At 70.4% G+C, this 23,823-nt stretch carries 18 protein-coding genes and 1 pseudogene; 8 read left to right on the top strand and 11 right to left on the bottom strand.

Annotated elements, in window-relative coordinates; translation table 11 throughout:
• The first annotated feature begins 59 nt into the window (after positions 1-59).
• A complete protein-coding gene (locus AC3WRT_RS09590; RefSeq protein ID WP_492721257.1) occupies positions 60-2,180 on the top strand; it encodes an APC family permease in 2,121 nt (706 codons plus the stop codon).
• Between the two features lie 49 nt (positions 2,181-2,229).
• On the opposite strand, the gene AC3WRT_RS09585 is transcribed toward AC3WRT_RS09590, so the two are convergent.
• Together AC3WRT_RS09585 and AC3WRT_RS09580 are read right to left on the bottom strand one after the other, a co-directional pair.
• Entirely contained in the window at positions 2,230-3,921 is a 1,692-nt protein-coding gene (locus tag AC3WRT_RS09585) for a sigma factor-like helix-turn-helix DNA-binding protein (RefSeq protein ID WP_492721254.1), read from the bottom strand.
• Between the two features lie 171 nt (positions 3,922-4,092).
• Positions 4,093-4,590 (bottom strand): hypothetical protein, encoded by a 498-nt coding sequence (locus AC3WRT_RS09580; protein WP_492721250.1) that lies wholly within the window; start codon positions 4,588-4,590, stop codon positions 4,093-4,095.
• Positions 4,591-5,244: 654 nt separating this feature from the next.
• Here AC3WRT_RS09580 and AC3WRT_RS09575 point away from each other — a divergent pair.
• Complete coding sequence (locus AC3WRT_RS09575; RefSeq protein ID WP_492721248.1) at positions 5,245-5,595, top strand: TfoX/Sxy family protein; 351 nt, start codon at positions 5,245-5,247, stop codon at positions 5,593-5,595.
• 101 nt (positions 5,596-5,696) lie between these two features.
• Here the strand turns inward: AC3WRT_RS09575 and AC3WRT_RS09570 are convergent, their stop codons facing one another.
• The gene (locus AC3WRT_RS09570; RefSeq protein WP_492721246.1) at positions 5,697-6,308 is read right to left on the bottom strand and encodes a flavodoxin family protein; all 612 of its coding nucleotides are present in this window, start codon (positions 6,306-6,308) and stop codon (positions 5,697-5,699) included.
• Positions 6,309-6,628: 320 nt separating this feature from the next.
• Positions 6,629-6,748 (bottom strand): annotated as a pseudogene (locus tag AC3WRT_RS09565) (hypothetical protein); the annotation flags it as partial.
• 47 nt (positions 6,749-6,795) lie between these two features.
• Here AC3WRT_RS09565 and AC3WRT_RS09560 point away from each other — a divergent pair.
• The 3 genes from AC3WRT_RS09560 to AC3WRT_RS09550 all read left to right on the top strand — a co-directional run bounded on the left by AC3WRT_RS09560 (position 6,796) and on the right by AC3WRT_RS09550 (position 9,907).
• Entirely contained in the window at positions 6,796-7,239 is a 444-nt protein-coding gene (locus AC3WRT_RS09560; RefSeq protein ID WP_492721244.1) for a DUF1810 domain-containing protein, read from the top strand.
• Positions 7,236-8,726 carry an MFS transporter gene (locus tag AC3WRT_RS09555; RefSeq protein WP_492721243.1) on the top strand — a complete coding sequence of 497 codons (1,491 nt, stop codon included), beginning with the start codon at positions 7,236-7,238 and terminating at the stop codon, positions 8,724-8,726. Before AC3WRT_RS09560 ends, AC3WRT_RS09555 begins: the two co-directional genes overlap by 4 nt.
• 194 nt (positions 8,727-8,920) lie before the next feature.
• Positions 8,921-9,907: a peptidoglycan-binding domain-containing protein gene (locus AC3WRT_RS09550; RefSeq protein WP_492721242.1), complete on the top strand. Its 987-nt coding sequence runs from the start codon at positions 8,921-8,923 to the stop codon at positions 9,905-9,907.
• A gap of 100 nt (positions 9,908-10,007) precedes the next feature.
• On the opposite strand, the gene AC3WRT_RS09545 is transcribed toward AC3WRT_RS09550, so the two are convergent.
• From AC3WRT_RS09545 to AC3WRT_RS09530, 4 genes are all read right to left on the bottom strand, one after another.
• Positions 10,008-11,276: an MFS transporter gene (locus AC3WRT_RS09545; RefSeq protein WP_492721241.1), complete on the bottom strand. Its 1,269-nt coding sequence runs from the start codon at positions 11,274-11,276 to the stop codon at positions 10,008-10,010.
• Positions 11,273-14,305 carry a bifunctional [glutamine synthetase] adenylyltransferase/[glutamine synthetase]-adenylyl-L-tyrosine phosphorylase gene (locus tag AC3WRT_RS09540; protein WP_492721240.1) on the bottom strand — a complete coding sequence of 1,011 codons (3,033 nt, stop codon included), beginning with the start codon at positions 14,303-14,305 and terminating at the stop codon, positions 11,273-11,275. The genes AC3WRT_RS09545 and AC3WRT_RS09540 overlap by 4 nt, the downstream gene beginning before the upstream one ends.
• A gap of 55 nt (positions 14,306-14,360) precedes the next feature.
• Positions 14,361-15,698 carry a type I glutamate--ammonia ligase gene (gene glnA / locus AC3WRT_RS09535; protein ID WP_492721239.1) on the bottom strand — a complete coding sequence of 446 codons (1,338 nt, stop codon included), beginning with the start codon at positions 15,696-15,698 and terminating at the stop codon, positions 14,361-14,363.
• A 143-nt stretch (positions 15,699-15,841) separates the two neighbouring features.
• The gene (locus AC3WRT_RS09530; RefSeq protein WP_492721238.1) at positions 15,842-18,172 is read right to left on the bottom strand and encodes an immune inhibitor A domain-containing protein; all 2,331 of its coding nucleotides are present in this window, start codon (positions 18,170-18,172) and stop codon (positions 15,842-15,844) included.
• Positions 18,173-18,449: 277 nt separating this feature from the next.
• Between AC3WRT_RS09530 and panB the strand changes: the two genes are divergently transcribed.
• On the top strand, positions 18,450-19,340 hold the full coding sequence (gene panB, locus AC3WRT_RS09525) for a 3-methyl-2-oxobutanoate hydroxymethyltransferase (protein WP_492721237.1): 891 nt from the start codon (positions 18,450-18,452) through the stop codon (positions 19,338-19,340).
• Positions 19,341-19,407: 67 nt separating this feature from the next.
• Here panB and AC3WRT_RS09520 read toward each other — a convergent pair whose 3' ends face one another.
• Positions 19,408-19,611 carry a methionine aminopeptidase gene (locus tag AC3WRT_RS09520; RefSeq protein ID WP_492721236.1) on the bottom strand — a complete coding sequence of 68 codons (204 nt, stop codon included), beginning with the start codon at positions 19,609-19,611 and terminating at the stop codon, positions 19,408-19,410.
• Between the two features lie 98 nt (positions 19,612-19,709).
• On the opposite strand from AC3WRT_RS09520, the gene map reads away from it, so the two are divergent.
• A complete protein-coding gene (gene map, locus AC3WRT_RS09515; RefSeq protein WP_492721235.1) occupies positions 19,710-20,591 on the top strand; it encodes a type I methionyl aminopeptidase in 882 nt (293 codons plus the stop codon).
• A 65-nt stretch (positions 20,592-20,656) separates the two neighbouring features.
• On the top strand, positions 20,657-21,427 hold the full coding sequence (gene ppgK, locus AC3WRT_RS09510) for a polyphosphate--glucose phosphotransferase (protein ID WP_492721234.1): 771 nt from the start codon (positions 20,657-20,659) through the stop codon (positions 21,425-21,427).
• A 40-nt stretch (positions 21,428-21,467) separates the two neighbouring features.
• Here the strand turns inward: ppgK and AC3WRT_RS09505 are convergent, their stop codons facing one another.
• The gene (locus AC3WRT_RS09505) at positions 21,468-23,039 is read right to left on the bottom strand and encodes a hypothetical protein (RefSeq protein WP_492721233.1); all 1,572 of its coding nucleotides are present in this window, start codon (positions 23,037-23,039) and stop codon (positions 21,468-21,470) included.
• Positions 23,015-23,821: an ABC transporter ATP-binding protein gene (locus AC3WRT_RS09500; protein ID WP_492721232.1), complete on the bottom strand. Its 807-nt coding sequence runs from the start codon at positions 23,819-23,821 to the stop codon at positions 23,015-23,017. The genes AC3WRT_RS09505 and AC3WRT_RS09500 overlap by 25 nt, the downstream gene beginning before the upstream one ends.
• Positions 23,822-23,823 lie beyond the last annotated feature (2 nt).

Raw genomic sequence — 23,823 nt, 5'->3', positions numbered from 1 at the left:
TTGCGGCACCCGCGTGAATCCTTGCGCCGCCTATGCGGGTCCGCTCCTAGCGTCGAGGAGTGCCCAGCCAGCTCAGCACCGCCAAACGCCTTCTCGTCGGCCGACCGCTGCGTAACGAGGACATCGGGGAGACGTTGCTGCGCAAACGGATCGCGCTGCCGATCTTCGCGTCGGACCCGCTCTCCTCGGTGGCGTACGCGACCGAGGCGATCCTCAGGGTTCTCGCCGTCGGCGGGGTGGCCTACCTCTACCTGACGCCCTGGATCGCGGCAGCCGTGGTGGTCTTGCTCGTCACGGTGGTGATCTCCTACCGCCAGGTCGTCAAGGCATACCCGAGTGGTGGCGGGTCCTACGAGGTGGTGCGCAGCAATCTCGGTCAGGGAGCCGCCATGGTCGTGGCCGCGGCGTTGATGGTCGACTACGTCATGACGGTCGCGGTGTCGGTGGCCGCCGGCATCGACAACGTCATCTCCGCGGCGCCCAGCCTCAACCCGCACCGGGTCACCATCGCGGTCGCCGTCATCGCGGGCCTGACCCTGATGAACCTGCGCGGCACCCGCGAGTCGGGCCGCGCGTTCGCCATACCGACGTACGTGTTCGTGGCCTGCATCCTGGCCGTCAGCGGGCTCGGTCTGGTGAGGGCTCTCATGCGAGAGGCCCCCGTCGCCGAGAGCGCAAACTACTCAGTGCAGGCCCAGCAGACCGGTCTGACCGGCCTCGCGCTCCTCTTCCTCGCGCTCAAGGCGTTCTCATCGGGATGCACCGCACTCACCGGCGTCGAGGCCATCAGCAACGGGGTCCCAGCCTTCCGCCCACCCAAGGCACGCAACGCCGCCCGCACCCTCGTGGCCATGGGCACCCTCGCCGTAGCGATGTTCGTCGGGATCACCGCATTGGCCATGATCGCCCACGTCCACGTCGCGGAGTCGACGTGCGACCTGATCGGGTTCCCCGGCAACTGCACCACCGATCCACAGCAGACGGTCATCGCCCAGCTCGCCTCCGCCGTCTTCGGAGCGGGCAGCCCGGCGTTCTACCTCGTCCAGGCCTCAACCGCCCTCGTCCTCGTGCTGGCCGCGAACACCGCCTACAACGGCTTCCCGATGCTCGCATCCCTCTTGGCGCAGCACCGGCTCATGCCCACCCAGCTGCGCACCAGGGGCGACCGGCTGGCATACAGCAACGGCATCATCGGGCTCGCCCTGATCGCCGGCCTGCTCGTCGTCGCCTACCACGCCGACGTCAACCAGCTCCTGCACCTCTACATCCTCGGGGTCTTCACCAGCTTCACACTGAGCCAGGCCGGCATGGTCCGGCACTGGAACCGTGAGCTGCGCGTGGTCATCGCCCCGGGAGTCCGCAGCCGCCTCAACGGTGCTCGCCTCGTCAACGCGTTCGGCGCCACCCTGACCGGCCTGGTTCTCGTCATCGTCCTGGTCACCAAGTTCACCGGCGGCGCCTACCTCGTCGTCATCGCCGTCCCCGTGCTCCTGCTGCTCATGCGCGGAGTGAACCACCACTACACCAGGGTCAAGCGCGAGCTCAGCCCCGGGAAAGAGGCACGACTACTTCCCAGCCGGGTCCACGCCCTCGTGCTCGTGTCGAACGTCAACGAGCCAGTGCTTCGGGCGATCGCCTACGCCCGCGCCACCCGCCCGTCCTCGCTGACCGGCCTCACCGTGTGCGTCGATCCAGACGGCATACGCTCCATCGAGCGCGACTGGGCTGCAGCCGAGGTCCCGGTGCCGCTGACGATGCTCGACTCCCCGTTCCGCGACATCACCACACCGGTCATCGACCACATCCGCACGCTCCGCGTGGACAACCCGCGGGACCTCGTCGTCGTCTTCATCCCCGAGTACGTCGTCGACCGGTGGTGGGAGGGCATGCTGCACAACCAGAGCGCGCTGCGGCTCAAGCTTCGCCTGTTCAACATGCCCGGCGTCGTGGTGACCAGCGTTCCGTACCACCTTCGGCCCCAGAGCGTTCCGTACCACCTTCGGCCCCAGAGCCATGACGAGCCACACGTCGGCAGCCTGGTGCAGCATGCGGGCGACGGGCGGACGCCTCCGGCCAACCCGCCGCCATCCACTTCCACCATGAGCGCCGACTCGCCAACGCACGCAGAGGCACCGGGGCCAACGTCCGATCATGGCGCTGACCGGCATCACTTCGAATGAAGCGCGTGCTGCTCTCGGTCGTCCCGAGCGGTTCCTCAGCCTCCTCCTCCTAGCCGACGGTAAAGCGCGCCCCGAGCGCGATGAGCGGGGGCACTGTCGCAGAGGTGAGGAAGCGGGAAACGCGGGATACGATCCCGCTCTCCGGGTTCCAGCCCATGAGCCACGTGCCGCTCGGCGCGACGGAGAGGTAGAGCACCTCACCGCGGACCGTCCATCCCAACACCGTGCAGCAGCCGGGGTCGCGGGGCTGCTCCTCGCCGAACACGAGCATCCGCTCGTAGCCCATCCGGTTCGTGGCGACGATGACGGTGCGCGGCGTGGCCGCCTGCAGGTCGCGGTCCTGGCCCGGGTCGAGCGCGAAGGCGGACGCGTACTGTGCGGCGTCGGACACGGTCTCACCCAGCGGACGCGTGTGCGGCCAGTCGACGGGAACCGGCCGTGCGGACGGGTCGGGCGAGTGCTGGTCCAGGACGGTCCGGCCGTTCTCGAGCCGGAACTCCCGTGCGCCGGGGCTGCGGGGTGCGTCCGGTGCTGGCCACCGTTGGGACAGTCCCGGCGACCAGGTGCCGGCTGCCGAACCGGCCCGGACGTAGCCGCCCAGCCACCCGGCCCACTGCAGGTCGGACGACGGGACCGCGACGTCGTGCGCAGTACGGGTGCCGACGTCGACCACGACGACCCCTCCCGGCTGGGGGAACGCGAGGCTCGTCTTGTCCCCGGAGAACGCCCACACACCCAAGGGCGCGCCGCCGATGCCCGGTCCGGTCCGCAGGCCGGCGAGGGCAACGGTGTCGAGGGTGACGAGCCGGCCGTCACCCCATACGACCACGGGAACCCACTGCCCCGGGGAGCGTTCCTCGAGGTAGACCGCGTCAGCGAGCGCCTTCAGCCCGCTGGGTCGGTGCCTGCTCGCGAGCTCATGGGGACGGCCCGGGTCGATGATGGGCGTCAGGCCGGTCGCGAGCTGCGGTTGGCTCGCCTCCGTGCCGGCCTCGGGCGCGACGACGTACCTCAGGCCGTCGGCGGTCGTGTGCCAGATCGCCTCGGCGGCCTGCGGAACCGGCGTCAGGCCGGCCATCGTGGGGAGTGCAAGCCCGTTCACCCCGGTGAAACCGGTCGGCCCTGTGGTGTCAATGACCGCTTGTCCTCGACCGCCGGCCCACACGCCCGCCCCGGCGGTCGCGATGACGAGCCCCGAGAGCACGCGGCGCCACGTCGCTGACCGCTGAAGCAGCGCCTGCTGCCAGGCGCGGTCCGCGAGGTCGACCTCCAGAACGCCCGCGCTGGCCTCCTCCAGCAGCGCTCGGATCTGCGTGCCGGTCGGCGCCGCACCGTCCGACCGAGCCAGGGCGTGCCGGCCGTCCCGCTCCGCCTCTCGGGCCCGGTGCCGGGCAACTCCCAACGCCTCGGCGGTCTCGTCCAGCGACCGGCCCTCCCAGAAGCGCAGCACCAGCACCGCGCGCTCCCGTGGCGGGAGCAGGGCGAGGGGATGTTCGCCGAGCGAGCGCCCGTCGGTCGGGGCGATGGCCGCGGCCACGGCGTCCCGGTGGACGCGGGCGCGTACGAACGCCTCAGGCGACGCGTCGGGGAGGTGCCGCCAGCGGCCGGCGAGGCTCGAGAGGACGCCCAGCACGAGCTGCTCGGCGCGACGGGCGTCGCCGGTCACGAGCCAGGCGCCGCGGAGCAGCCCCAGCTGCCGCGCCCACACGTAGCTGGCGAAGTCCGCGTCGATCACGCGCATACGCCCTCCTCTTCCAAGAATGGACGCAGCGACGGCCTGAGCGCATCCCCCGGGGCGGCAAAGGGTCCCCCCAAGCAGCGAGGCGCGCGCGAAGTCCTCCGCCCGAAGGAGGACAACACGCCCGCAAATGAGAGCACGCAACGAGAACCCGGGCAAGGCCGCCTCTGCCCGTCATGCCGCGATGACGTGGCGACCGGTGTGGGAGGCGTACGTGCGGAACCTGGCAAGCATGACGGCGATCATGGCGACGCACGCCAATCCACACACCCCCGGAACCAGCTCACGGGTGGCCACGATGCCCACCAGGTAGCCGAGGATCATGACGGCACCGGAGGCCACGGTGGATGCCACCATCTCCACGGTGGGCCGCCACCCCATCTTCATGAGACGCATCCACACCAGCATGGAACCGCTCAGCGTCAGAGTGACCACGACGGCTGAAAGAACGGGAGCTGTCTGTCGCGGATCGTCGAACCCGAGCAGGGCGCCGGCCCCGGACGCGAGGAGGCGGAGCAAGGCCAGGCTCACGCACATCACGGCGCACATCTGCGCCAGGTGGAGACCGAAGCGGGCGAGCTGAGCCCCGATCCGGCGGCTTGGCGTGTCAGGAGCCGGGTTGGCGCTGTCGGGCTGGGCGTTGTTGGACTTGGTGTCGTGGTCGTAGCGCATGGTCGACACTCCTCGGGTCTGGGACCCGGCAGCCTGGAACTGCACGGCGTGGAGCCATTCAGAGGATGAGTCCTGAGAGCGACCCGGCGCGGGTCCTCAAAGGTCAGAGTGGCTGTACCGCAAGGGGTTTCGGTAGGGGCTAAAGGCCCGCAGTTCGCGTCGCCTTCACCATCTACGCGAGTCCGGCGTCGCCGGCGAACCGGCTCTGCGCCCTCCCCGCCTGCGAGTCGTGTCGACCCTTCATGACGGTGAGGAAGCGGACTGTCTGGTCGTGGTGAGCGGGGTCGCCCACCTCGTCTCCAACGGGGTGGCATCAGGCCGCTGTTGCTGCGGACCGGTTAGCGGTACGCCACAGCAGGGAGCCCCACCACACTTGGGCGCCGCCGAAGAAGAGGGCCGACAGGGGGCCGACAGGGCGCTAGCGACCGGTACGAATGGGCCAGCCAACGCAAGGAACAACGGCCCGCCCAGCGCGAGCACAATCCCGGGCGTGCGGTCGAAGACGCAGATCTGACCTGCTGTGTGTAGGTCACGCTGCAGTTCAGGTCGCAAGACTCTGCATTCTCACTGGTCCGCTCGTGCTGCCGGCTCCGTAGCAAGCGCAGCGCGGGCGGACTCGTCTGCGTCGGGCCACATCTGGCCGTACGTTGGGGTATGCAGATGCCCAAGCACAGCGACGAGGCCAAGGCCCACTTCCGCACTCTTGTACAGCCGGCGCCGGGAGTCGAGGTGAAGCCCATGTTCGGCAGCCTCGGGGCCTTCGTCAACGGCAACATGTTTGCCGGCCTGTTCGGCGAGGACGTCGGGGTCAAGCTTGACGATGCCGCCTTGGAAGAGCTGCGGGCAATGCCGGGCAGCAGACCTTTCGGCCCGGCGGAACGGCCCATGGGCGGATATCTCTCTCTGCCAGCCGATCTGGACGACGTAGGCAAGACGGCATGGGTGGACCGGGCCCGCGCGCACGTTGCGACATTGCCTCCCAAGCTCAAGAAGCCGAGGAAATAGGCTGGCGACGGCACCGACCGGTTGGCGGCGCCAACAGGTCGATGAGGTCGCTCACTCCACGGGTGGGCGAGGGATCTCCCTCAGTGGAGGTGGTGTTCCGCTCACTTCTGGGGCGGGTACGGCGCGCTCTTCAGGGCGCGGGCCAGATGTGCACAGTTGGCAGCGAGTGACCGGGTGGTCTGGGCGGTCTCCTCGGGCTCTGGGTCCTTGTCCTGGTAGTCGACCGACTGCATGGCCTCGCCGACCCAGTACGTGATCGCGTTGGGCGGGATGCTGAATCCGGTGTCGTTGAGTGCTTGGTAGAGCTCGGCGGAGACGTGGTGTGCACCGTCCTCGTTGCCCACCACTGCGACGCCCGCCACTTTGCCGAAGGTCGACATCCGGCCCTCGTCGTCTACCTCGCTGAGCTCGGCGTCCAGGCGCTCGAGCACCATCTTGCACACCGACGCCGGCTGCCCCATCCAGATGGGGGTGGCCATGATCAAGATGTCGGCGCGCAGCATCTTCTCGCGGATGGATGGCCAGGCGTCGTCGTCGCCCTCGTCGGTGGTCACACCGAACTTGACGTCGTGGTCGACGACGCGGACCACCTCGGACTGCACTTCGTGCTCGGCGAGTGCAGCAACGATGCGGGTGGCCAGCAGTTCGGTGCTCGACGTGTTCGGGGACGGTTTGAGGGTGCAGTTCAGCACCAGGGCGCGAAGGGTCACCATGGCACCCTCTTACCCCGTGTCGGACTTCCGGCAGAGAGCGCCCGCACGAGTAGCCGTGCGGCGGATCCGCGCCGATCGCAGGCGGCTCCACTCAGACGTACTCCAGGGCGCTGATCCATGCCGGCCAGCTGGATCCGTCGTCGCGGAGGGTCACACGGCGTCGTAGCGCTCCGCCATCCCCATGTGGACGGTGTCGATCGGGGCCACCACTGACGCCTTGGGTCCGGAGCGCGTCCGGTCCTGTCGAGCCAGTCGTCGAGCACGACGACAACTCGTCGTCGTAACCGCGGGGCTCGGGGTCCTCGATCGCGATGAGCGGACTACGCGGTCGAGCTGGACCCCGGCGTGCGAGTGGAAGACGTTCGTACCCGGTTCAGCGCCACGAGCTCGTAGGTGAACCGCGCGCCGGGACCGATCGGGTCCTGAGTCATCCCTTGTACGCCGTCCGCGGCGTGCCATGGCGACGCCCGTCGGGTAGGAGTGGACCATGACCGAAGACCCCTTCGACCTCGAGCGGTTCGTGCGAGCGCAGGACGCCGGCGGCACGTACGCCACCGCCCTGGCCGAGCTCAGGGACGGCCGCAAGCGCGGCCACTGGATCTGGTTCGTGCTGCCCCAGGTCGCCGGGCTCGGTCGGAGCGAGACAGCCCAGAGGTATGCCGTGTCGGGCCTGCCCGAGGCCCGCGCCTACCTGCGCCACCCCGTTCTCGGACCTCGCCTCCGCGAGTGCGCCCGAGCCCTGACCGCACTCGGGTCCACGGACCCCGTGCACGTGCTCGGCTCCCTGGACGCCGTCAAGCTGCACTCCTCGATGACCCTCTTCGAGCGCGCCGCCTCCGAAGATTCGGACGCGCAGCTCTTCGGTGGCGTCCTCGACCACTTCTTCGATGGCCGACGCGACGACGCGACGACGGGGATCCTGGGCTCGTGACGCCGGAGCAGAGCGCCGGCGCCCAACCCGACCCCCGCCGCTGGAAGGCGCTGTGGGTCTGCCTGGTCGCCGGCTTCATGACCCTCCTCGACGTCAGCATCGTCAACGTCGCCCTCCCCTCGATCCAGACGGGCGTGAAGGCCACGCCCAGCGACCTGCAGTGGGTGGTGTCGGGCTACGCCCTCACCTTCGGGCTCACGCTCGTGCCTTCCGGCCGCATCGGTGACGCGGTGGGCCGTCGCACGGCCTTCGTGGTCGGGGTCGTCCTGTTCGGCGCCGCCAGCCTGGCGTGCGGACTCGCCCCGAGCAGCGCACTGCTCATCGCGGCGAGGCTCGTGCAGGGGGCCGCCGGCGGCATCCTCAACCCGCAGGTCTCAGGGCTCATCCAGCAGTTGTTCCGCGGGGCCGAGCGGGGTCGCGCCTTCGGGCTGCTCGGTGCCACCATCGGCATCTCCACGGCCGTCGGCCCCGTGGTCGGCGGCGTGATCCTCGACGGCCTGGGCGAGCAGACGGGGTGGCGGTGGATCTTCTTCGTCAACCTGCCGGTGGCCGCCGCCGCCGTCGTGTTGGCGATGCGATGGCTACCGGAGCCGCCGCCGCGCGACCGGTCACACCGCGTCGACGTGGACCCGGTCGGCGTCGTGCTCCTCGGGGCCGGCGTCCTCGGGATCCTGCTGCCCATCGTGGAGACCGGGCGAGGTGGCACCACGGTGCCCTGGTGGGTGGCCCTCATCGGTGCGGCTTTCGTCGCGGGCTTCCTCGCCTGGGAGCGGCTCTACACCGCTCGAGGGCGCAGCCCGCTGGTCGACCTCGGGCTCTTCCGCGTGCCGGGCTACTCGTCGGGGGCGGCCGTCGGCACGATCTACTTCGGCGGCTTCACCGGCATCTTCTTCGTCCTGACCATCTTCTTCCAGGAGCAGCTGCACTACACGCCCCTGATCGCCGGGCTGGCGGTGACGCCGTTCGCTGCGGGGTCCGCGGTGACCGCGGCCATCGGCGGCCGTCTCGTCGACCGCTTCGAGCGGTCCCTCGTCACCGGCGGGCTCATCATCGTGCTCGTCGGCATCGTCGCGGTTGACGTGGTCCTGGGCCGGGTGCACGACACCTCCCTCGGGTGGTGGCTCGCCGTGCCCCTGCTCGTCGCCGGCCTCGGCAGTGGCCTGGTGATCTCGCCGAACATCACCCTGACGGTGGCGCGAGTACCGGTCGAGCGGGCCGGCACCGCGGGAGGACTCCTTCAGACGGGCCAGCGCATCGGTACGGCAGCCGGGATCGCACTCGTCGGAGCGGTCTTCTACTCCAGCGTGGCCGGTGGCAAGGGACTCGATGCCGCGGCCGCCCTGCGCGTGACGGCGGTGCTGGTCGCCGTGGCCCTCGGCGCCAGCGCCCTCGACCTGCGCCGCCGCCGTCAGGGCGCCGCGGCGCAGGCCGCACGCGAGGACTCGGCGGAAGCGGCGGAGAACGCTGCCTCCGAACGGCGCTCCTGACCGGCCTATCCTGACCGGCACCCCGGCGTCCGCGTGGCTGAACCGGCCCCGGCAGCGGGGACAGCTGTCAGTTCTGCGCATTCCGGAGTGACGAAACGGACAAAAAGGTTACCGTCGACGGGCACGGGGCCACCCAGGCCTTGGGCGCCCAACCGGCGCCGGCGGCACCTCGCCCCAGACCGTTCGGAGAACCCATGAAGCACGTCACCGCTCCCCGCCGGGTGCGCACCCTCGCCCGGCTGCTGTCGGTCGTCGCGTCCCTGGCCCTCGTGGCCTCGACGGCACCCGTCGCGTCGGCCGGCGGCGGACCCGCCGTGCCACCGTCCCCCAGCGGGATGCCCACGGCCATCGAGGGGCTGGCACCCTACGTAAAGCCCACCGGCTGCGACCTGAGCAACCGGGCCGGCTCGGTCAAGCTCGCCAAGCTGGTGCAGGTCACGTATGCCAACACCTACGGTCTGTCGCGCAGCTGCACCTCCGCGACCACGCCGACCTCGGAGCACTTCGACGGCCGGGCCGTCGACACCTTCTTCAACGTGCGGGTTGCGTCCGAGCGCGCCGACGCCAACGCGCTGCTGACCTGGCTGCTCGCGACCGACAAGGCGGGCAACCGCTACGCCAACGCCCGGCGCCTCGGCGTCATGTACGTCATCTGGAACAACAAGATGTGGAGCTCCTACCGCACGTCCGAGGGCTGGCGCCCCTACAGCACCTGCGCCACGACCCCGTCGGCAGCGTACGACACCGCCTGCCACCGCAACCACATCCACATCAGCCTCTCCTGGGAGGGTGCGATGGGGCGGACCTCGTTCTGGACCAAGTCGGTGGCGGCCGTCGACTTCGGCCCCTGCCGCCCCGCGGACCTCAACTGGTCGACCGGTTTGGCCGGACCGAACCGGCGCCCCTGCCCCACGTATGCCGTCGTCAAGGCGCCGACGGGCGCCAGCTCCCTCCTCAAGGAGCTGGTGCCGCGTTCGGGCATGGTCCTTCGGCCCGGCATGTCGGGACCGGCGGTCACGACCCTCCAGAAGGCGATCGGCGTCTCCCCTGCCACGGGCAACTTCCTGTCCGTGACGACGACACGCCTCAAGGCGTGGCAGACCCGGCATGGGCTCATCGCGACGGGGATCGCCTACCCGTCGACGTGGCGGGCGCTGCTCGCCGCCAACGGGATGCGCTGACCGGTCCGGGCAGCCGCACCAGTCGGCTTGCCGCCCGCTACACGTGGGCGTCGGGCCGGCCGCGGCGGCCCGGCCGCGTCGGGCCCGGCTGCTCGGTGGATCAGGCGGCGCGGGAGGACGGCTGTGTGTACGCGTGGTCGACGGCCGAGCGCACGCGGCCGTGCGGCCAGGTGGTGGCCATGACAGCGATGAGCATGAGGCAGACCGCGGCGCAGATGGCGACGCCGTAATGGGGGCTCGAGTGCTCGCCGACCCAGCCGGCCGCGAGGTAGGACGCGCCGGCCGCGGCGATCGAGACCGACCCGGCGAGGCTGAAGATGCGCCCGCGAAGCGCCGGCTCCGTGACGAGTGCGAACGTCGCCTGCAAGGGCACCATGAACGCCTGCATCATGCCGGACACGAAGAAGAGGACGGCCACGACCCAGATCGGCGGCGCGAAGGCGGTCAGCAGCAGAGGCATCGGCATGGCCAGGGCCAGCGGCAGGATCGACCGGTTCTGCCGCTGCACGTCCCGGCGTCCGATGAGCACGATGCCGACGACCGCTCCGATGATCGGCGAGGCCATCAGCACGCCGCCCCACCCGTTGCGCCCGGCGATCGGCAGCGCCAACGCCTCGGGCGCGACGACGCCGAGGCAGGCGACGGCGCTCAGCGTGACCAGTCGGGCGAGCACCGGGTGGCGCGCCAGGTCACCGGCTGCGCTGGACAGGTCTCGTGCGAACCCGCGGACACCACGCCCGCGCGCTCCTGTGACCGGCCGCAGCTCGACGACAAAGAGGATGACGAGGGCAGCCACCACGAAGGTGACGAGGTCGAAGAGCAGCCCGGTCTCCGGCCCAACGAGCGCGATGAGGCCGCCGCCGACGGCGAGACCGATGGCTTGGTTGAACTGCTCGGACATCGCCCCGAGGCCCACGGCCCTCGCGTAGAGGTGGCGGTCCTCGAAGAGGTCGGTCACGAGCATGATGTAGGAGGCCGTGGACGCACCACCGATCAGCTCGAGCAGGCAGAGCAGCACGAACATCCCCCACAGAGGTGAGCCGTGCAGCACGAGCCACATGAGGCCGAGGACGCACGCCCCGCGCAGCAGGTGCGACCAGATCAGGACCCACTTGTAGGGGAACCGGTCGACGACCGGGCCGATCAGGCTGCGGCCGAAGAAGGTGGGAACGAAGCTGACCGCCAGCGTCGTGGCCGTGACGAGCGGCGACTTTGTCTCGGCGAAGACGACGGCGGCGATCGTGACACGTGCGATGTAGTCGCCCCACATCGACAGGGCGCTGGCCAGGAACACCGGCAGGTACCGCGGAACGCGGAGGACGGCGGCGTACGTCGGGACGCTGCCGCCCTGCCCCTGGCTTGGATTCACGTGTTGACGCTACCCCGAGGTGGGGAGTCGTAAAAGTTGAAATCAGTGGCATGCCGGGAACGGCGGGCAATACGGCGCCAGAGCTCGGCGAGAGCAGCGCCCTCCCCGGCGGGACGACCCATGATGCGACCGATGCCGTCGAGGTCGCGGAGGTCGGACGGAACGCTGTCGATGGCTCGTCCGCGCCAGAGAACCCCGGCGTTGCGCATGAGCGCCCCCAGCCGCCACGCCTCCCGCAGCGCCTTGACGTCGTCGGCGGCGATGAGGCCCTCGGACTCGAGCGCCGCGAGGCCGGCCATGGTGCCGGTGACCCGCAGCGCGGGCCGCGCGCGGGCATGCTGCAGCTGGTGCAGCTGGACGACCCACTCCACGTCGGTCAGGCCACCACGTCCGAGCTTGAGGTGCGTGCGCGGGTCGGCCCCGCGGGGCAGCCGCTCGCTCTCGACGCGTGCCTTGAGGGTGCGGATGTCGCGCACCCGGCTGGCGCTGAGGCCGCCCTCCGGCCAGCGCAGCGGGTCGATGAGCTGGAGGAAGGCGTCGGCGAGAGCCTCCGGACCGGCGAGCGGCGTGGCGCGCAGCAGCGCCTGGAACTCCCACGTGAGCGCCCAGCGCTCGTAGTAGGTGCGGAACGAGTCGACGCTGCGGACGAGGGGACCGCCCTTGCCCTCGGGGCGCAGGTCCGCGTCGAGTCCGAGGGCAGGGTCCGGGCCAGAGCCCGACAGCAGCCTGCGCAGCTCCTGGACGACCATGGTCGCTCGGGCCTGCACGTCCTCGTCCGAGGAGCCCGGATGCGGCTGGTGCACGAACATCACGTCAGCGTCGGACGCGTAGCCCAGCTCGCGGCCGCCCAGGCTGCCCATCGCCACGACCAGGATGTCGCCCCCGATCGGTTGGGCCTCGCGCTGTTCGACCTCTCTGGTCGTCGCCTCGAGGGCCACCTGGATCGTCGCGCCCGTGAGGTCGGTCAGGGCGGCGCCGACGGCCGGGAGGTCGACGGTGCCGACCAGGTCGGCCATGACGATCCGGAGCAGCTCGTGGCGCCGGATGGCTCGCACGGCGGCGACGGCGTCGGCGGCGGTCTCCCGCCGTCCCGCCGCCGCCTGCATGGTCGCCGTGATGGCGTCGCGACTGCGCGGCGTGAGGCCGTGGTCGTCGCCGAGGATCGAGACGCTCTCCGGGGAGCGCACGAGCAGGTCGGCGGCATACCGGCTGCGGGCGAGGCAGTGGGCGAGCCGGTCGGCGGCGCGGCCCTCGTCGCGCAGCATCTTCAGGTACCAGTGCGTGGAGCCGAGCTCGTCGGAGACCCGACGGAAGGACAGCAGCCCGGCGTCCGCGTCCGCCTCGTCGGCGAACCAGCCGAGCATCACCGGCAGCAGCGTGCGCTGGATCGCCGCACGACGACTCACGCCGGTCGTCAGCGCCTCGATGTGGCGCAGCGCCCCGGCCGGGTCGCCGAAGCCGAGGGCGAGCAGCCGCTCGCGCGCCGCCTCGGGACTGAGGCGCGCGTCGGTCGGGCTGAGCTTGGCCGCCGCGGCGAGCAGCGGGCGGTAGAAGAGTCGCTCGTGGAGCCGGCGCACCTCACGCGCCGAGGCCTGGCGGTCGGCGACGACTGCCTGCTCGGGGTGGGTCCGGTGGCCCATGGACCTGCCGAGACGACGAAGGTCGGCCTCGCCCACCGGCATCAGGTGAGTGCGGCGCAGGCGGTGCAGCTGGATGCGGTGCTCGAGACAGCGCAGGTGGCGGTAGGCCCGGTCGAGCGTCGCGGCGTCGTCACGCCCGACGTAGCCGCCGCGGGCGAGGGCTGCCAGAGCCTCGAGCGTCGTGGCCGAGCGGAGGCTGGGGTCGGTGCGGCCGTGGACGAGCTGGAGCAGCTGGACGCTGAACTCCACGTCCCGCAGGCCCCCCGGGCCCAGCTTCAGCTGGCGCGCGGCCTCGTTCGCCGGCACGTGCTGCTCCACCCGGCGCCGCATCGCCTGCACGTCTTCGACAAACCGGTCCCGGCCGGCCGCCTCCCACACCATGGGGGCGATCTCCGACTTGTAGCGAAGGCCGATCTCCCTGTCGCCGGCGGAGACCCATGCCTTGAGCAGCGCCTGGAACTCCCACGTCTTGGCCCAGCGCTCGTAGTACGCCTTGTGGCTGCGAATGGTGCGCACGAGCGGCCCCTGCTTGCCCTCCGGCCGCAGTGCGGCGTCGACGGGCCAGAGGCTGCCCTCCTGGGTGGGCGCGGAGCAGGCACGCATCGTGGCGGTCGCGAGGGAAGTGCCCACGCGAAGCGCAGTGTCCTCGTCGACGCCGTCGGCGGGCTCGGCGACGAAGATGACGTCGACGTCGCTGACGTAGTTCAGCTCCCCGCCGCCCGTCTTGCCCATGCCGATGATCGCCAGGCGGCAGGCCTCGTGACCCTGGCCGTACTCCTCCCGCGCGATGGCGAGCGCCGCCTCGAGGGCGGCCTCTGCGAGCTCCGCCAGTGCCTCCCCCACGGCTGGCATGTCGTTGAGCGGGTCGCTCGAGGTCACGTCGACCGCGGCGATCCGCAGCAGCCCCCTGCGGTAGGCGATCCGCAATGCATCGAGCGGCACCACGTCGCCGCGTTCAGTGGTGACGGCACGCACGAGCTCCTCGCGCACCCGCTCACCGGGATGGCGCTCCGCAGCAGCCGCATCCACCCAGTGCTCCGGGTGGCGGACGAGCTCGTCGACGAGGGCGGTCGAAGCGCCCAGGACGCCGAGCACGCGCTCGCGCCCGACCCCCGGGGTCGCCAGCTCGGACGCGAGCGCGGAGATGCCCCAGACCGGTGGGTCACCCAGCGCCGCAAGCGACTCCGCCACGCGCACCAGCCCGAGCAGGCACTGGTCGGGGTCTGCGGTGTCGGCCATCACCGCGGCGACGTCGTCGAGCTGCCCGTCGGGCACGGCCGCCCTGATTGGCAGCAACGCCGCATCCTCGACGAGCGCGGCCGCCCGGTCGGGATCGGCGAAGCCGAGGCGGGCCAGGGCTCCCTCGGTCGTGCTGGTGCGTGGTGACATCGGTGTCGAATCGTCGGGGCCGCGAGGCCCTTGGGTGGACGTGCCGGGCGGGTGGTCAGAGCCGCGGCAGGTAGCGGTCGAGCTCGAAGCGGGTGACCTCGTGGCGGTAGTCGAGCCACTCCTGACGCTTGTTGCGCAGGAAGAAGTCGAAGACGTGCTCACCGAGGACGTCGGCGACGAGCTCGCTCTCCTCCATCACCTCGAGAGCCCGGCCGAGCGAGGCGGGCAGCGGCTTGATCCCCATCGCGCGGCGCTCGGAGTCGGTGAGGCTCCAGACGTCGTCCTCGGTCTCGGGCGGGAGGTCGTAGCCCTCCTCGATGCCCTTGAGCCCGGCTCCGAGCAGCACCGCGAAGGCGAGGTAGGGGTTGCAGGCGGCATCGAGGGAGCGCACCTCGACCCGCGTCGACTGCCCCTTGTTCGGCTTGTGCATCGGGACCCGGACGAGCGCCGACCTGTTGTTGTGCCCCCAGGTCAGGTGGGCCGGGGCCTCTCCCCCGCCCCACAGGCGCTTGTAGGAGTTGACCCACTGGTTGGTCACCGCGGCAATCTCGGCGCCGTGGCGCAGCAGGCCCGCGATGAACTGCCGACCGACCTTGCTCAGCTGGTACGGGGCGCCGGCCTCGTAGAAGGCGTTCGCGTCTCCCTCGAAGAGGGACAGGTGGGTGTGCATGCCGGAGCCGGGGTGCTCCGAGAAGGGCTTCGGCATGAAGGTCGCGTAGATGCCCTGGGTCAGGGCGACCTCCTTGATGACGGTCCGGAAGGTCTGGATGTTGTCGGCCATGCTGAGGGCGTCGGCGTAGCGCAGGTCGATCTCGTTCTGACCCGGCGCGCCCTCGTGGTGGCTGAACTCGACGGAGATGCCCATGTTCTCGAGCATCGTGATGGCCGCGCGGCGGAAGTCGTGACCGGTGCCGTGCGGGACGTGGTCGAAGTAGCCGGCGTCGTCGACGGGCACCGGCCGGCCATCCGCGCCCCGGCCCTGCTCGAGGAGGAAGAACTCGATCTCGGGATGGGTGTAGAAGGTGAAGCCGAGGTCGGCGGCCCGGCCGAGGGCGCGCTGGAGGACGTGACGCGGGTCGGCGAAGCTCGGCGTGCCGTCGGGCAGCTGGAGGTCGCAGAACATCCGCGCCGTGCCCGGAGGGTCGCCGCGCCAGGGCAGGATCTGGAAGGTCGACGGGTCTGGTTTGGCGAGCATGTCGGCCTCGTAGACCCGGGCGAAACCCTCGATCGCCGAACCGTCGAAGCCGATGCCCTCGGCGAAGGCCCCCTCGAGCTCGGCCGGCGCGACCGCCACCGACTTGAGGGTGCCGAGGACGTCCGTGAACCACAGACGGACGAACCGGATGTCACGCTCTTCGATCGTGCGCAGCACGAACTCTTCCTGACGGTTCATGGGTCGATCCTGCCGCATGGGTGTTTCACGGATGTTGCGACACACGATGCTCGGGACGAGCCCCCGGTCGTATGCCGTCGGGCGGGCACGCGAAGGGCCCCCGGGACACATCCCGGGGGCCCTTCGGTCTCATGACCGTGAGGTCACTTGAAGTTGACCTTGACCTGCAGCTCGTTGCCACCGTCGCGGGTCTTGAAGACGGTCATCGTCGTGCCCGAGCCGGCCACCTTGGTGGACGCCCCCGGGTTCTTCGAGGACCAGTAGCGGTTCACGTCCGAGTCGTCGAACGTCGGGATCGCCGGCTGCGACGGAACCGTGGTCGGGAAACCGTTGCGGTGGAAGGTCACCGCGTCGGTGGCCTCCTGGCCGAAGGTGGCGTCGAACGGCTGGCGGCGGTTGCCCAGCATCGACTGCGTGCCGTTGGCGTTGTTGAGCATGATCGGCTCCGGACGGGCGTCGACCGGGAGGATCTCGCCGCCACCGGGGTGGGCCGACGTGTTGTTGTCGGTGTACTCGCCGTTGGCGTACGTCACGAGCATGCCGTTCTGGTACGGGAAGCGCTCAACCCAGTCGGGCCTGTCAGCGAAGCCGAAGTTGTACGGGCCGGTCTTCAGCGTCGCGTCGTAGCCGCTGTAGACGCGGTTCTCGGCGAAGTAGAAGTCCTGCACCTGCCGCGACGTCTTGCCGTCCATGATCGAGAAGCCCTTGGCCGTCCACGCACCAGCGCCCGCCTCGACGTCGTCGACAGCGCCGGCGACGCCGTCCTTGGTCACGGCGATGTCATCGATGAAGGCCTCGCTCGAGACACCACCGTCGGTGGCCACGCGGAAGCGGAACTGCACGCTCTGACCCTTGTAGGCCGAGAGGTCCCAGGACTTCTCGCTCCAACCGAACACGTCGTTGACGGGCGAGCCGACCTGCGTCCAGGTGGCACCGTTGTCGGTGGACACCTCGCCGTAGAGGTAGTCGTAGTCCTTCTCGAGGTTGCCCTGGACCCACGCGCCGACGGAGGCCGACGACTTGGCGTCGGTCAGGTCGACGGTGCGCGCCAGGGTCGAGTTGAGGTTGTCGCCGAAGCCACTCCACCACTCGGCCTTGCCAGAGTGGGGGGTGTTGCGGTCTGACTTGACCTCGCGCTCCGGGAGCGGGACGACGAGAGCCTGGACCGAGCCGTTCTTGGTGGCCAGGTCAGCCTGGCTCAGCTTGACGGAGGTGTCCTCACCGAAGGGCACGGTCGTGTAGTCGAGCCAGCCGAGCTGCAGCTTCTCCCACGCGCCCATGTACCCGGGCGTCGTACCGATCGAGTCGGTCCCGTGGTTGAGCCACGAGCCGCCGCTCATGAGGGTCCAGAACGCGGTGCTGTTGTCGCCGCCGGCGGTGTCGTAGAGGTCCGGCAGGCCGAGGTCGTGGCCGAACTCGTGGGCGAAGACTCCCAGGCCGCCGTTCTCGGGCTCGGTCGTGTAGTCACCGATCCACATGCCGGTGTCACCGAGCGGCACGCCACCGAGCTTGTTCTGCTCGGGGCCGCTCTGCCCTGCCTGGTTGGAGTAGGCGTACCAGCGGTGCGACCAGATGGCGTCCGCGCCCTCCTTGCCGCCGCCGGCCTCCTCGCCCTCACCGGCGTGGATGGCCTGGAAGTGGTCGATGTAGCCGTCCGGCTCGTTGAAGTTGCCGTCGCCGTCGTAGTCGTAGCGGTCGACCTTGTCGAACTGCGCGAGGTACTCCTTGATCTGCGCCGGGGTCTTGCCCGCCGCGACCTGCGCGTCGTACCAAGCCTTGGCCGTGTCGCGCACGAAGGGCCAGTACGTCGAGCTCTGGGCGACGGCGTTTGAGCCGTAGCGCGCCTCGTTGTAGGGGACCTTGACCCAGTCGGACACGTCGCCCTTGGCGAGGAAACGGCCGTTGGACTGCTTGAGGTAGAAGTCGCGGAAAGACTCGCCCTCACCGAACATCATCTGCTGGTAGTGCTCGCGGTTGAAGTCCGACAGCCAGTAGGTCGAGTTGTCGTCCGTCGAGCTGCCGTCCCAGTTGCGGTCCGGCTTCGGGATCTGGTTGTGCACCGGGCCTGCCGAGCCCTTGGTGGTGGGATTGATCTGGTCGCCGAAGTCGACCAGGATCGTGAAGATGTCCTCTTCCCGGTTGACCGGGTAGTTGACGAACTTCGACTTGCCGGCCTTGCCGTTCTTGGCGGCCGTCTTGACCTCGATCACGCGGTTGCCGTTGATCGTCTTGGTCGTCGCCTCGCCCTTGAGCAGCTTGGCGACCGCGTCCTTGCGCTCGGCCGCCTGGGCCTCGGCGAGAGGGTTGGGCAGGGTGTCCGGCTGGGAGGCCTGGGCTGCAGCGGGGTCGCCGCTCACCGGGGCCTTGGCAACAGGGGTTGCCTGAGCCTGCATCGGGCTGGTGAGGCCGGTGACGACGAGCGCCCCCACGGCCAGTCCCGAGACAGCACTCCAGTGGCGCTTGTTCAAGATCATGTCCTCCTGGTCAAGGCGCCACAAATCGGGCGCCTCGCGTATAAGAACACAGATCACAGACGATGTGGTGCGTGCGCACAGATAATTCGAAAAAACCTGTGCCACAACGTCGTTCAGTGCGTCAGAGGTAAAATCTTCGTAAAGTCAGGTGCCCGAAATCTTCTCTTTCGGCCGCCGATGAGGTAGCGATCCCACAAACCTCATCCGCCCCAGATGCACCGTGGGTCCCATCCCGTGAGCGACATTGCGAACAGCGCCCCACCGCTATGCTCCCCGGATGACCGCAGACGCCCCCGAGGAGCAGAGTCCCTACGGTTCCGGCAACCGGCCGCAGCAGCCATCGCCCGGCGGCACGGGCGCCGCCAGCCCACGCAAGGTGCGCATCCCCCACCTGCACGCGATGAAGGCCGAGGGCCGGCGCTGGGCGATGCTCACGGCATACGACATGTATGCCGCGCAGATCTTCGACGAGGCCGGGATCCCGGTCCTGCTCGTCGGCGACTCGGCCGGCAACAACGTCTACGGCTACGAGACGACGGTGCCGGTCACCCTCGAGGAGATGATCCCGCTGGTGCGCGCGGTCTCGTCCGCCGCGCGACGGGCCCTGGTCGTGGCCGACCTGCCGTTCGGCTCCTACGGCGGCTCGCCCGAGCAGGGCTTCGCGAGTGCCGTGCGGCTGATGAAGGAGGGGCTCGCCCACGCCGTCAAGCTCGAGGGCGGGACCGCGATGGTGCCGCTCGTCAAGCTCCTGACCGACGCCGGCATCCCCGTCATGGCCCATGTCGGCTTCACTCCTCAGAGCGAGCACCAGCTCGGCGGCTACCGCGTGCAGGGTCGCGGCGAGGCCGGTGACGCGCTCGTCGCCGAGGCCCGCGCCCTCCAGGACGCGGGCGCGTTCGCGGTGGTTCTCGAGATGGTCCCGGCCCCCGTGGCGGCCCGGGTCACCGAGGAGCTGCGCATCCCGACCATCGGCATCGGGGCGGGCAGCGGCACCGATGCCCAGGTGCTGGTCTGGAGCGACTTCGCCGGCCTGCGCAGCGGGAAGGCCCCGCGCTTCGTCAAGAAGTACGCCGACCTGCGCGGGACGCTGCTCGACGCGGCCCGGGCGTATGCCGCCGACGTGGAGTCGGGGGCGTTCCCCGACGCCGAGCACTCGTTCGACTCCTGACGCGGCGGCGCCCGCCCGGTCGTTCGACGGGGCGGGCGCAGGAGCGCGACGGCAGCGCGCTCGACGTTCAGTCCTTCGTGCCACCCGCCGAGCCACCGCGCTCGTTCCACTCGCGGTCCTCGGAGTCCCACTGCTCCGTCTTCTCGTGCGCGGTGTCGAGGGCGGCGCGGGCCGCGGCCTCCGTGGGGTAGGGGCCGAGCACCTGCTCCCCCCGGCTGCGGTTCTCGTCGGTCTCGACCTGACCGGTGTCGACGTTGTACCAGAAGCTCACGAGGACTCCTTCTCTCTTCGGAACCGTCCCGATGACGTCGGTCCGTCCCGTGGGCGCCCGTCGTGAACGCCACCTGCTGACGACCTAGACTCCACCGTATGCCGTTGCTCCAGCCGCGGGTGTCCCCGCACCCCCTCAGTCCGCGACGACCGGTACCGGCTTCCATCGAGCGGCCCCACTACGTGGACGTGCCGAGCCCACGCGAGGACGGCGACCTGCGGATCAAGGACGCCGAGACCATCGAGAAGATGCGGATCGCGTCGCGCATCGCGGCCACGGCCATGGTCGAGGCCTCGAGAGCCATCGCCCCCGGGGCCACGACCGACGACCTCGACGCCGTAGCGCACGAGTACATGCTCGACCACGGCGCCTACCCGTCGCCGCTCGGCTACAAGGGTTTCCCCAAGTCGGTGTGCACGAGCGTGAACGAGGTCATCTGCCACGGCATCCCGGACGCCCGCCCGCTCGAGGACGGCGACATCGTCAACATCGACGTGACGGCATACATCCACGGCGTGCACGGCGACACCGACGCCACCTACCTCGTTGGCGACGTCGACGAGGAATCGCGCCTGCTCGTCGAGCGCACGCACGAGGCGATGATGCGCGGCATCCGCGCCGCCCGCCCGGGCCGCGAGATCAACGTCATCGGCCGCGTCATCGAGAGCTACGCCAAGCGCTTCGGCTACGGGGTCGTGCGCGACTTCACCGGTCACGGCATCGGCCTCGAGTTCCACTCCGGGCTCATCATCCCGCACTACGACGCAGCGCCCCACTACGAGACGGTCATCGAGCCGGGCATGACCTTCACCATCGAGCCCATGCTCAACCTCGGCACCCACGAGTGGGACATGTGGGACGACCGGTGGACCGTCGTGACGCGCGACCTGTTGCGCTCGGCACAGTTCGAGCACACGATCCTCATCACCGACGACGGCTTCGAGATCCTCACCCTCCCGGAGGGCGTCGAGGCGCCCTGAGCCGTCGCGCTCCCCCACCACGCACCAGTCACACGACGACCACGTCTCGACCAGGAAGCAGGACCATGGCCAAGCACGGCAAGCCGCTCGGCATCGACATCGGCGGCAGCGGCATCAAGGGCGCGCCCGTCGACCTCAAGGCGGGCGAGCTCGCCGGCAAGCGGCGCAAGATCCTGACGCCCAAGCCGGCCACGCCCGAAGCCGTCGCACAGGTCGTCGACCAGATCGTCGACCACTTCGCCGAGCAGACGGGCGACTCGCCGATCGGTGTCACCGTGCCGGCCGTCGTCATTCGCGGCACGGTGCTGTCCGCGGCCAACATCGACCCGTCCTGGATCAACACCGACGCCGAGGCTCTCATCAAGGAGCACACCGGCCGCAGCGTCACCGTGCTCAACGACGCCGACGCCGCCGGCCTGGCCGAGCTGTACTACGGCGCCGCCAAGGGCGTGCGGGGGCTGGTCATCCTCACCACACTCGGCACCGGGATCGGCAGCGCGATCATCCACGACGGGCGGTTGCTGCCCAACTCCGAGCTGGGTCACCTCGAGATCGACGGCTACGACGCCGAGGACCGGGCGGCCTCGTCGGCCAAGGACGCCGAGGGACTCTCCTGGGACGACTACGTCGAACGCCTCCAGACGTACTACGACACGATCGAGAAGCTCTTCTCCCCCGACCTGCTCATCGTCGGCGGCGGCATCTCCAAGGACAGCGACGACTTCCTGCCGCGGCTGAAGCTGCGCTGCCCCATCGTGCCGGCCCAGCTGCTCAACCAGGCCGGGATCATCGGCGCCGCGCACCTGGCCGTCGACCTCGCCGAGGCCAGGCGCTGACCGAGGCGTCGTGCCCTCGCATCGGTGGGGCGACCGCGAGTCAGCTTCGGCGCAGGGACGACAGCAGCTCGGGGGCACGCTGGTCGTAGAGCCGTGCGCCGAGCGCGACACCGACGGCAGCGACGACGACGCCGAGGCCCATGCCGACGACCCCGGCGGCCCAGACCGCCGGGGTCGAGCCCTGCCAGCCGAGCCAGGCGAGCAGGATCGCGGGTGAGGCAAGAGCGATGGTGCCGACGCTCGCGAGCGACTGCGCGGCGATGGTGATCCCGGCGGCCCCGGGTGGAGCGTTGAACGGGCTCTCCCCGGACTCAGGCACCGGGTAGGGCAGCACGACGCTCATGACGCTCGCGACGGCATACCCGGCGCCGAGCAGGGCGACCGCCAGCCCGAGCACCGCCGGCAGCACGTCCCAGCGCCCGCCGACCGCGACCCCGACGAGGCTGTAGGCGGGCACGAGCAGGGCGGCGAGCGCGGCGTCGGGCACGAGACGCCCGCGCCGGTCGTCACGGCCGGACGTGCCCGAAACGATGTGCAGCCACAGCGCGTCGGACTCGTAGGCGACGGCGTTGTGCTCGCTCCAGCCGAGCAGGAACGCGACGAGCGGGCCCATCAGCAACGGCGTCCACCGCAGGTCGGCGGTGAAGAACGGGATGAGCAGAGCCAGCGGCACTAGGGGCGTCATGGCCATGCTGATCTGGAAACGCGGGTCGCGGCGCCAGTACGTCAGCACCCGCGCAGCGACGGCGCCGAGCGGGGTGCCCGGCAGTCGTCCGAGCAGGCCGAGGTCGTCGCCCTCGGACGCTCCCGAGTCGAGGCGCGACACCGCACGTGGGTTGTCCACCTCGTGGCGCAGAACCCGTGACCACAGAACGAAGACGGTGCCGAGCGCACCGGCCGCCAGCAGGAGCCGCAGCAGGCCGGTGCCCACATCACCCGCAGCCACGTCGCCCGGAGCCGCCCACGCCCACCCGAGCGGCGACCAGGAGACGACCTGCGAGGCGGCGGTGGCGAGGCCCCGGAGGTCGCTGCCGAGGTTGGCGACGACGGAGATCGCCGGGCCGATGACGACGAGCAGCAGCAGGCCGACGATGGCGATGGCGTCGCGGCCGCGGCGGCTCGAGATCGCGTGGTTCATCAGCGCCGAGACCCACCGGCTCGTCGTGACGGCGGTCAGCAGACCGATGGCGGTCGCCACGACGGCCACGACGGTCGAGGCCGCAGTGTGCGACCAGGCGACGACGACGCCCGCGGCCAGCACCATCGAGGCGATCGCGGGCAGGCCGACGAGGGCGGCCACGACGAGCCCCACGGCGAGGTCGCGGTGCGGCACGGCGAAGGTGGCGAAACGGCCCGGGTCGAGCGTCGGGTCGGACCCGAAGGAGAAGAGCGGGACCACCGTCCACAGCACGACTCCCGCGGCGCCGGCGAGCGGGATCACGACCCGTGCGACGTCGAGCGACCCGCGGAAGGAGGCCAGGATGACGGCCAGCCCGGCGACGAGCACCGCGAAGTAGACGACGCCGATCACGGCACCGACCGCCTGGGCCCTGCTGCGCCGGAAGATGTTGCGCAGCAGGGCGAGCTTCAGTCGGACGAGGTGCGCAACCACGACAGCCCCACCACCTCCGTGGACCCGCCGACGAGGTCGACGAACCGCTCCTCGAGCGAGCGGCCCGCGCGCACGTCGTCCAGCTCGCCCGCGGCCAGCACCAGCCCCTCGGAGATGACGGCGACGTGGCTGCAGATCCGCTCGACGAGGTCCATGACGTGGCTCGAGAGCACGACGGTGCCTCCCGACTCCACGAAGCCGGCGAGGATGTGCCGGATCGTCGCGGCCGACACCGGGTCCACCGCCTCGAAGGGCTCGTCGAGGACGAGCACCCGCGGGGCGTGCACGAGGGCCGACGCGAGGGTCACCTTCTTCGTCATCCCGGCGGAGTAGTCCACGACAAGCTTGCCCTGGGCCTCCGTCAGCCCGAGGGCGGCCACGAGCTCGGCAGCCCGCTCGGCAGCGAGCTCGCGCGGCATGCCACGCAGCAGGCCGGCATACGTGATCAGCTGCAGCCCGGTGAGCCGGTCGAAGAGCTTGAGCCCATCGGGCAGCACGCCGAGGAGGCGCTTGGCGGCGACGGGATCGGACCACACGTCGCGGCCCAGGACGAACGCCTGGCCCGCGTCGGGGCGCAGCAGCCCCGTGACCATCGAGAGGGTCGTCGTCTTGCCGGCGCCGTTCGGGCCCACGAGGCCGAAGAACGACCCGCGGGGCACGTCGAGGTCGATGCCCTTGACGGCGATGAGGTCGCCGAAGCGCTTGCCCAGCCCACGCATCGCGAGGGCAGGCCCGTCGCTCGGGTCTCCGTGTGGTCCGGGCATTCCGGCGATCTCGACCATGT

Source organism: Terrabacter sp. FW104-15G4B (assembly GCF_058790095.1).
This window is presented reverse-complemented; position numbering and strand designations above follow the sequence as displayed.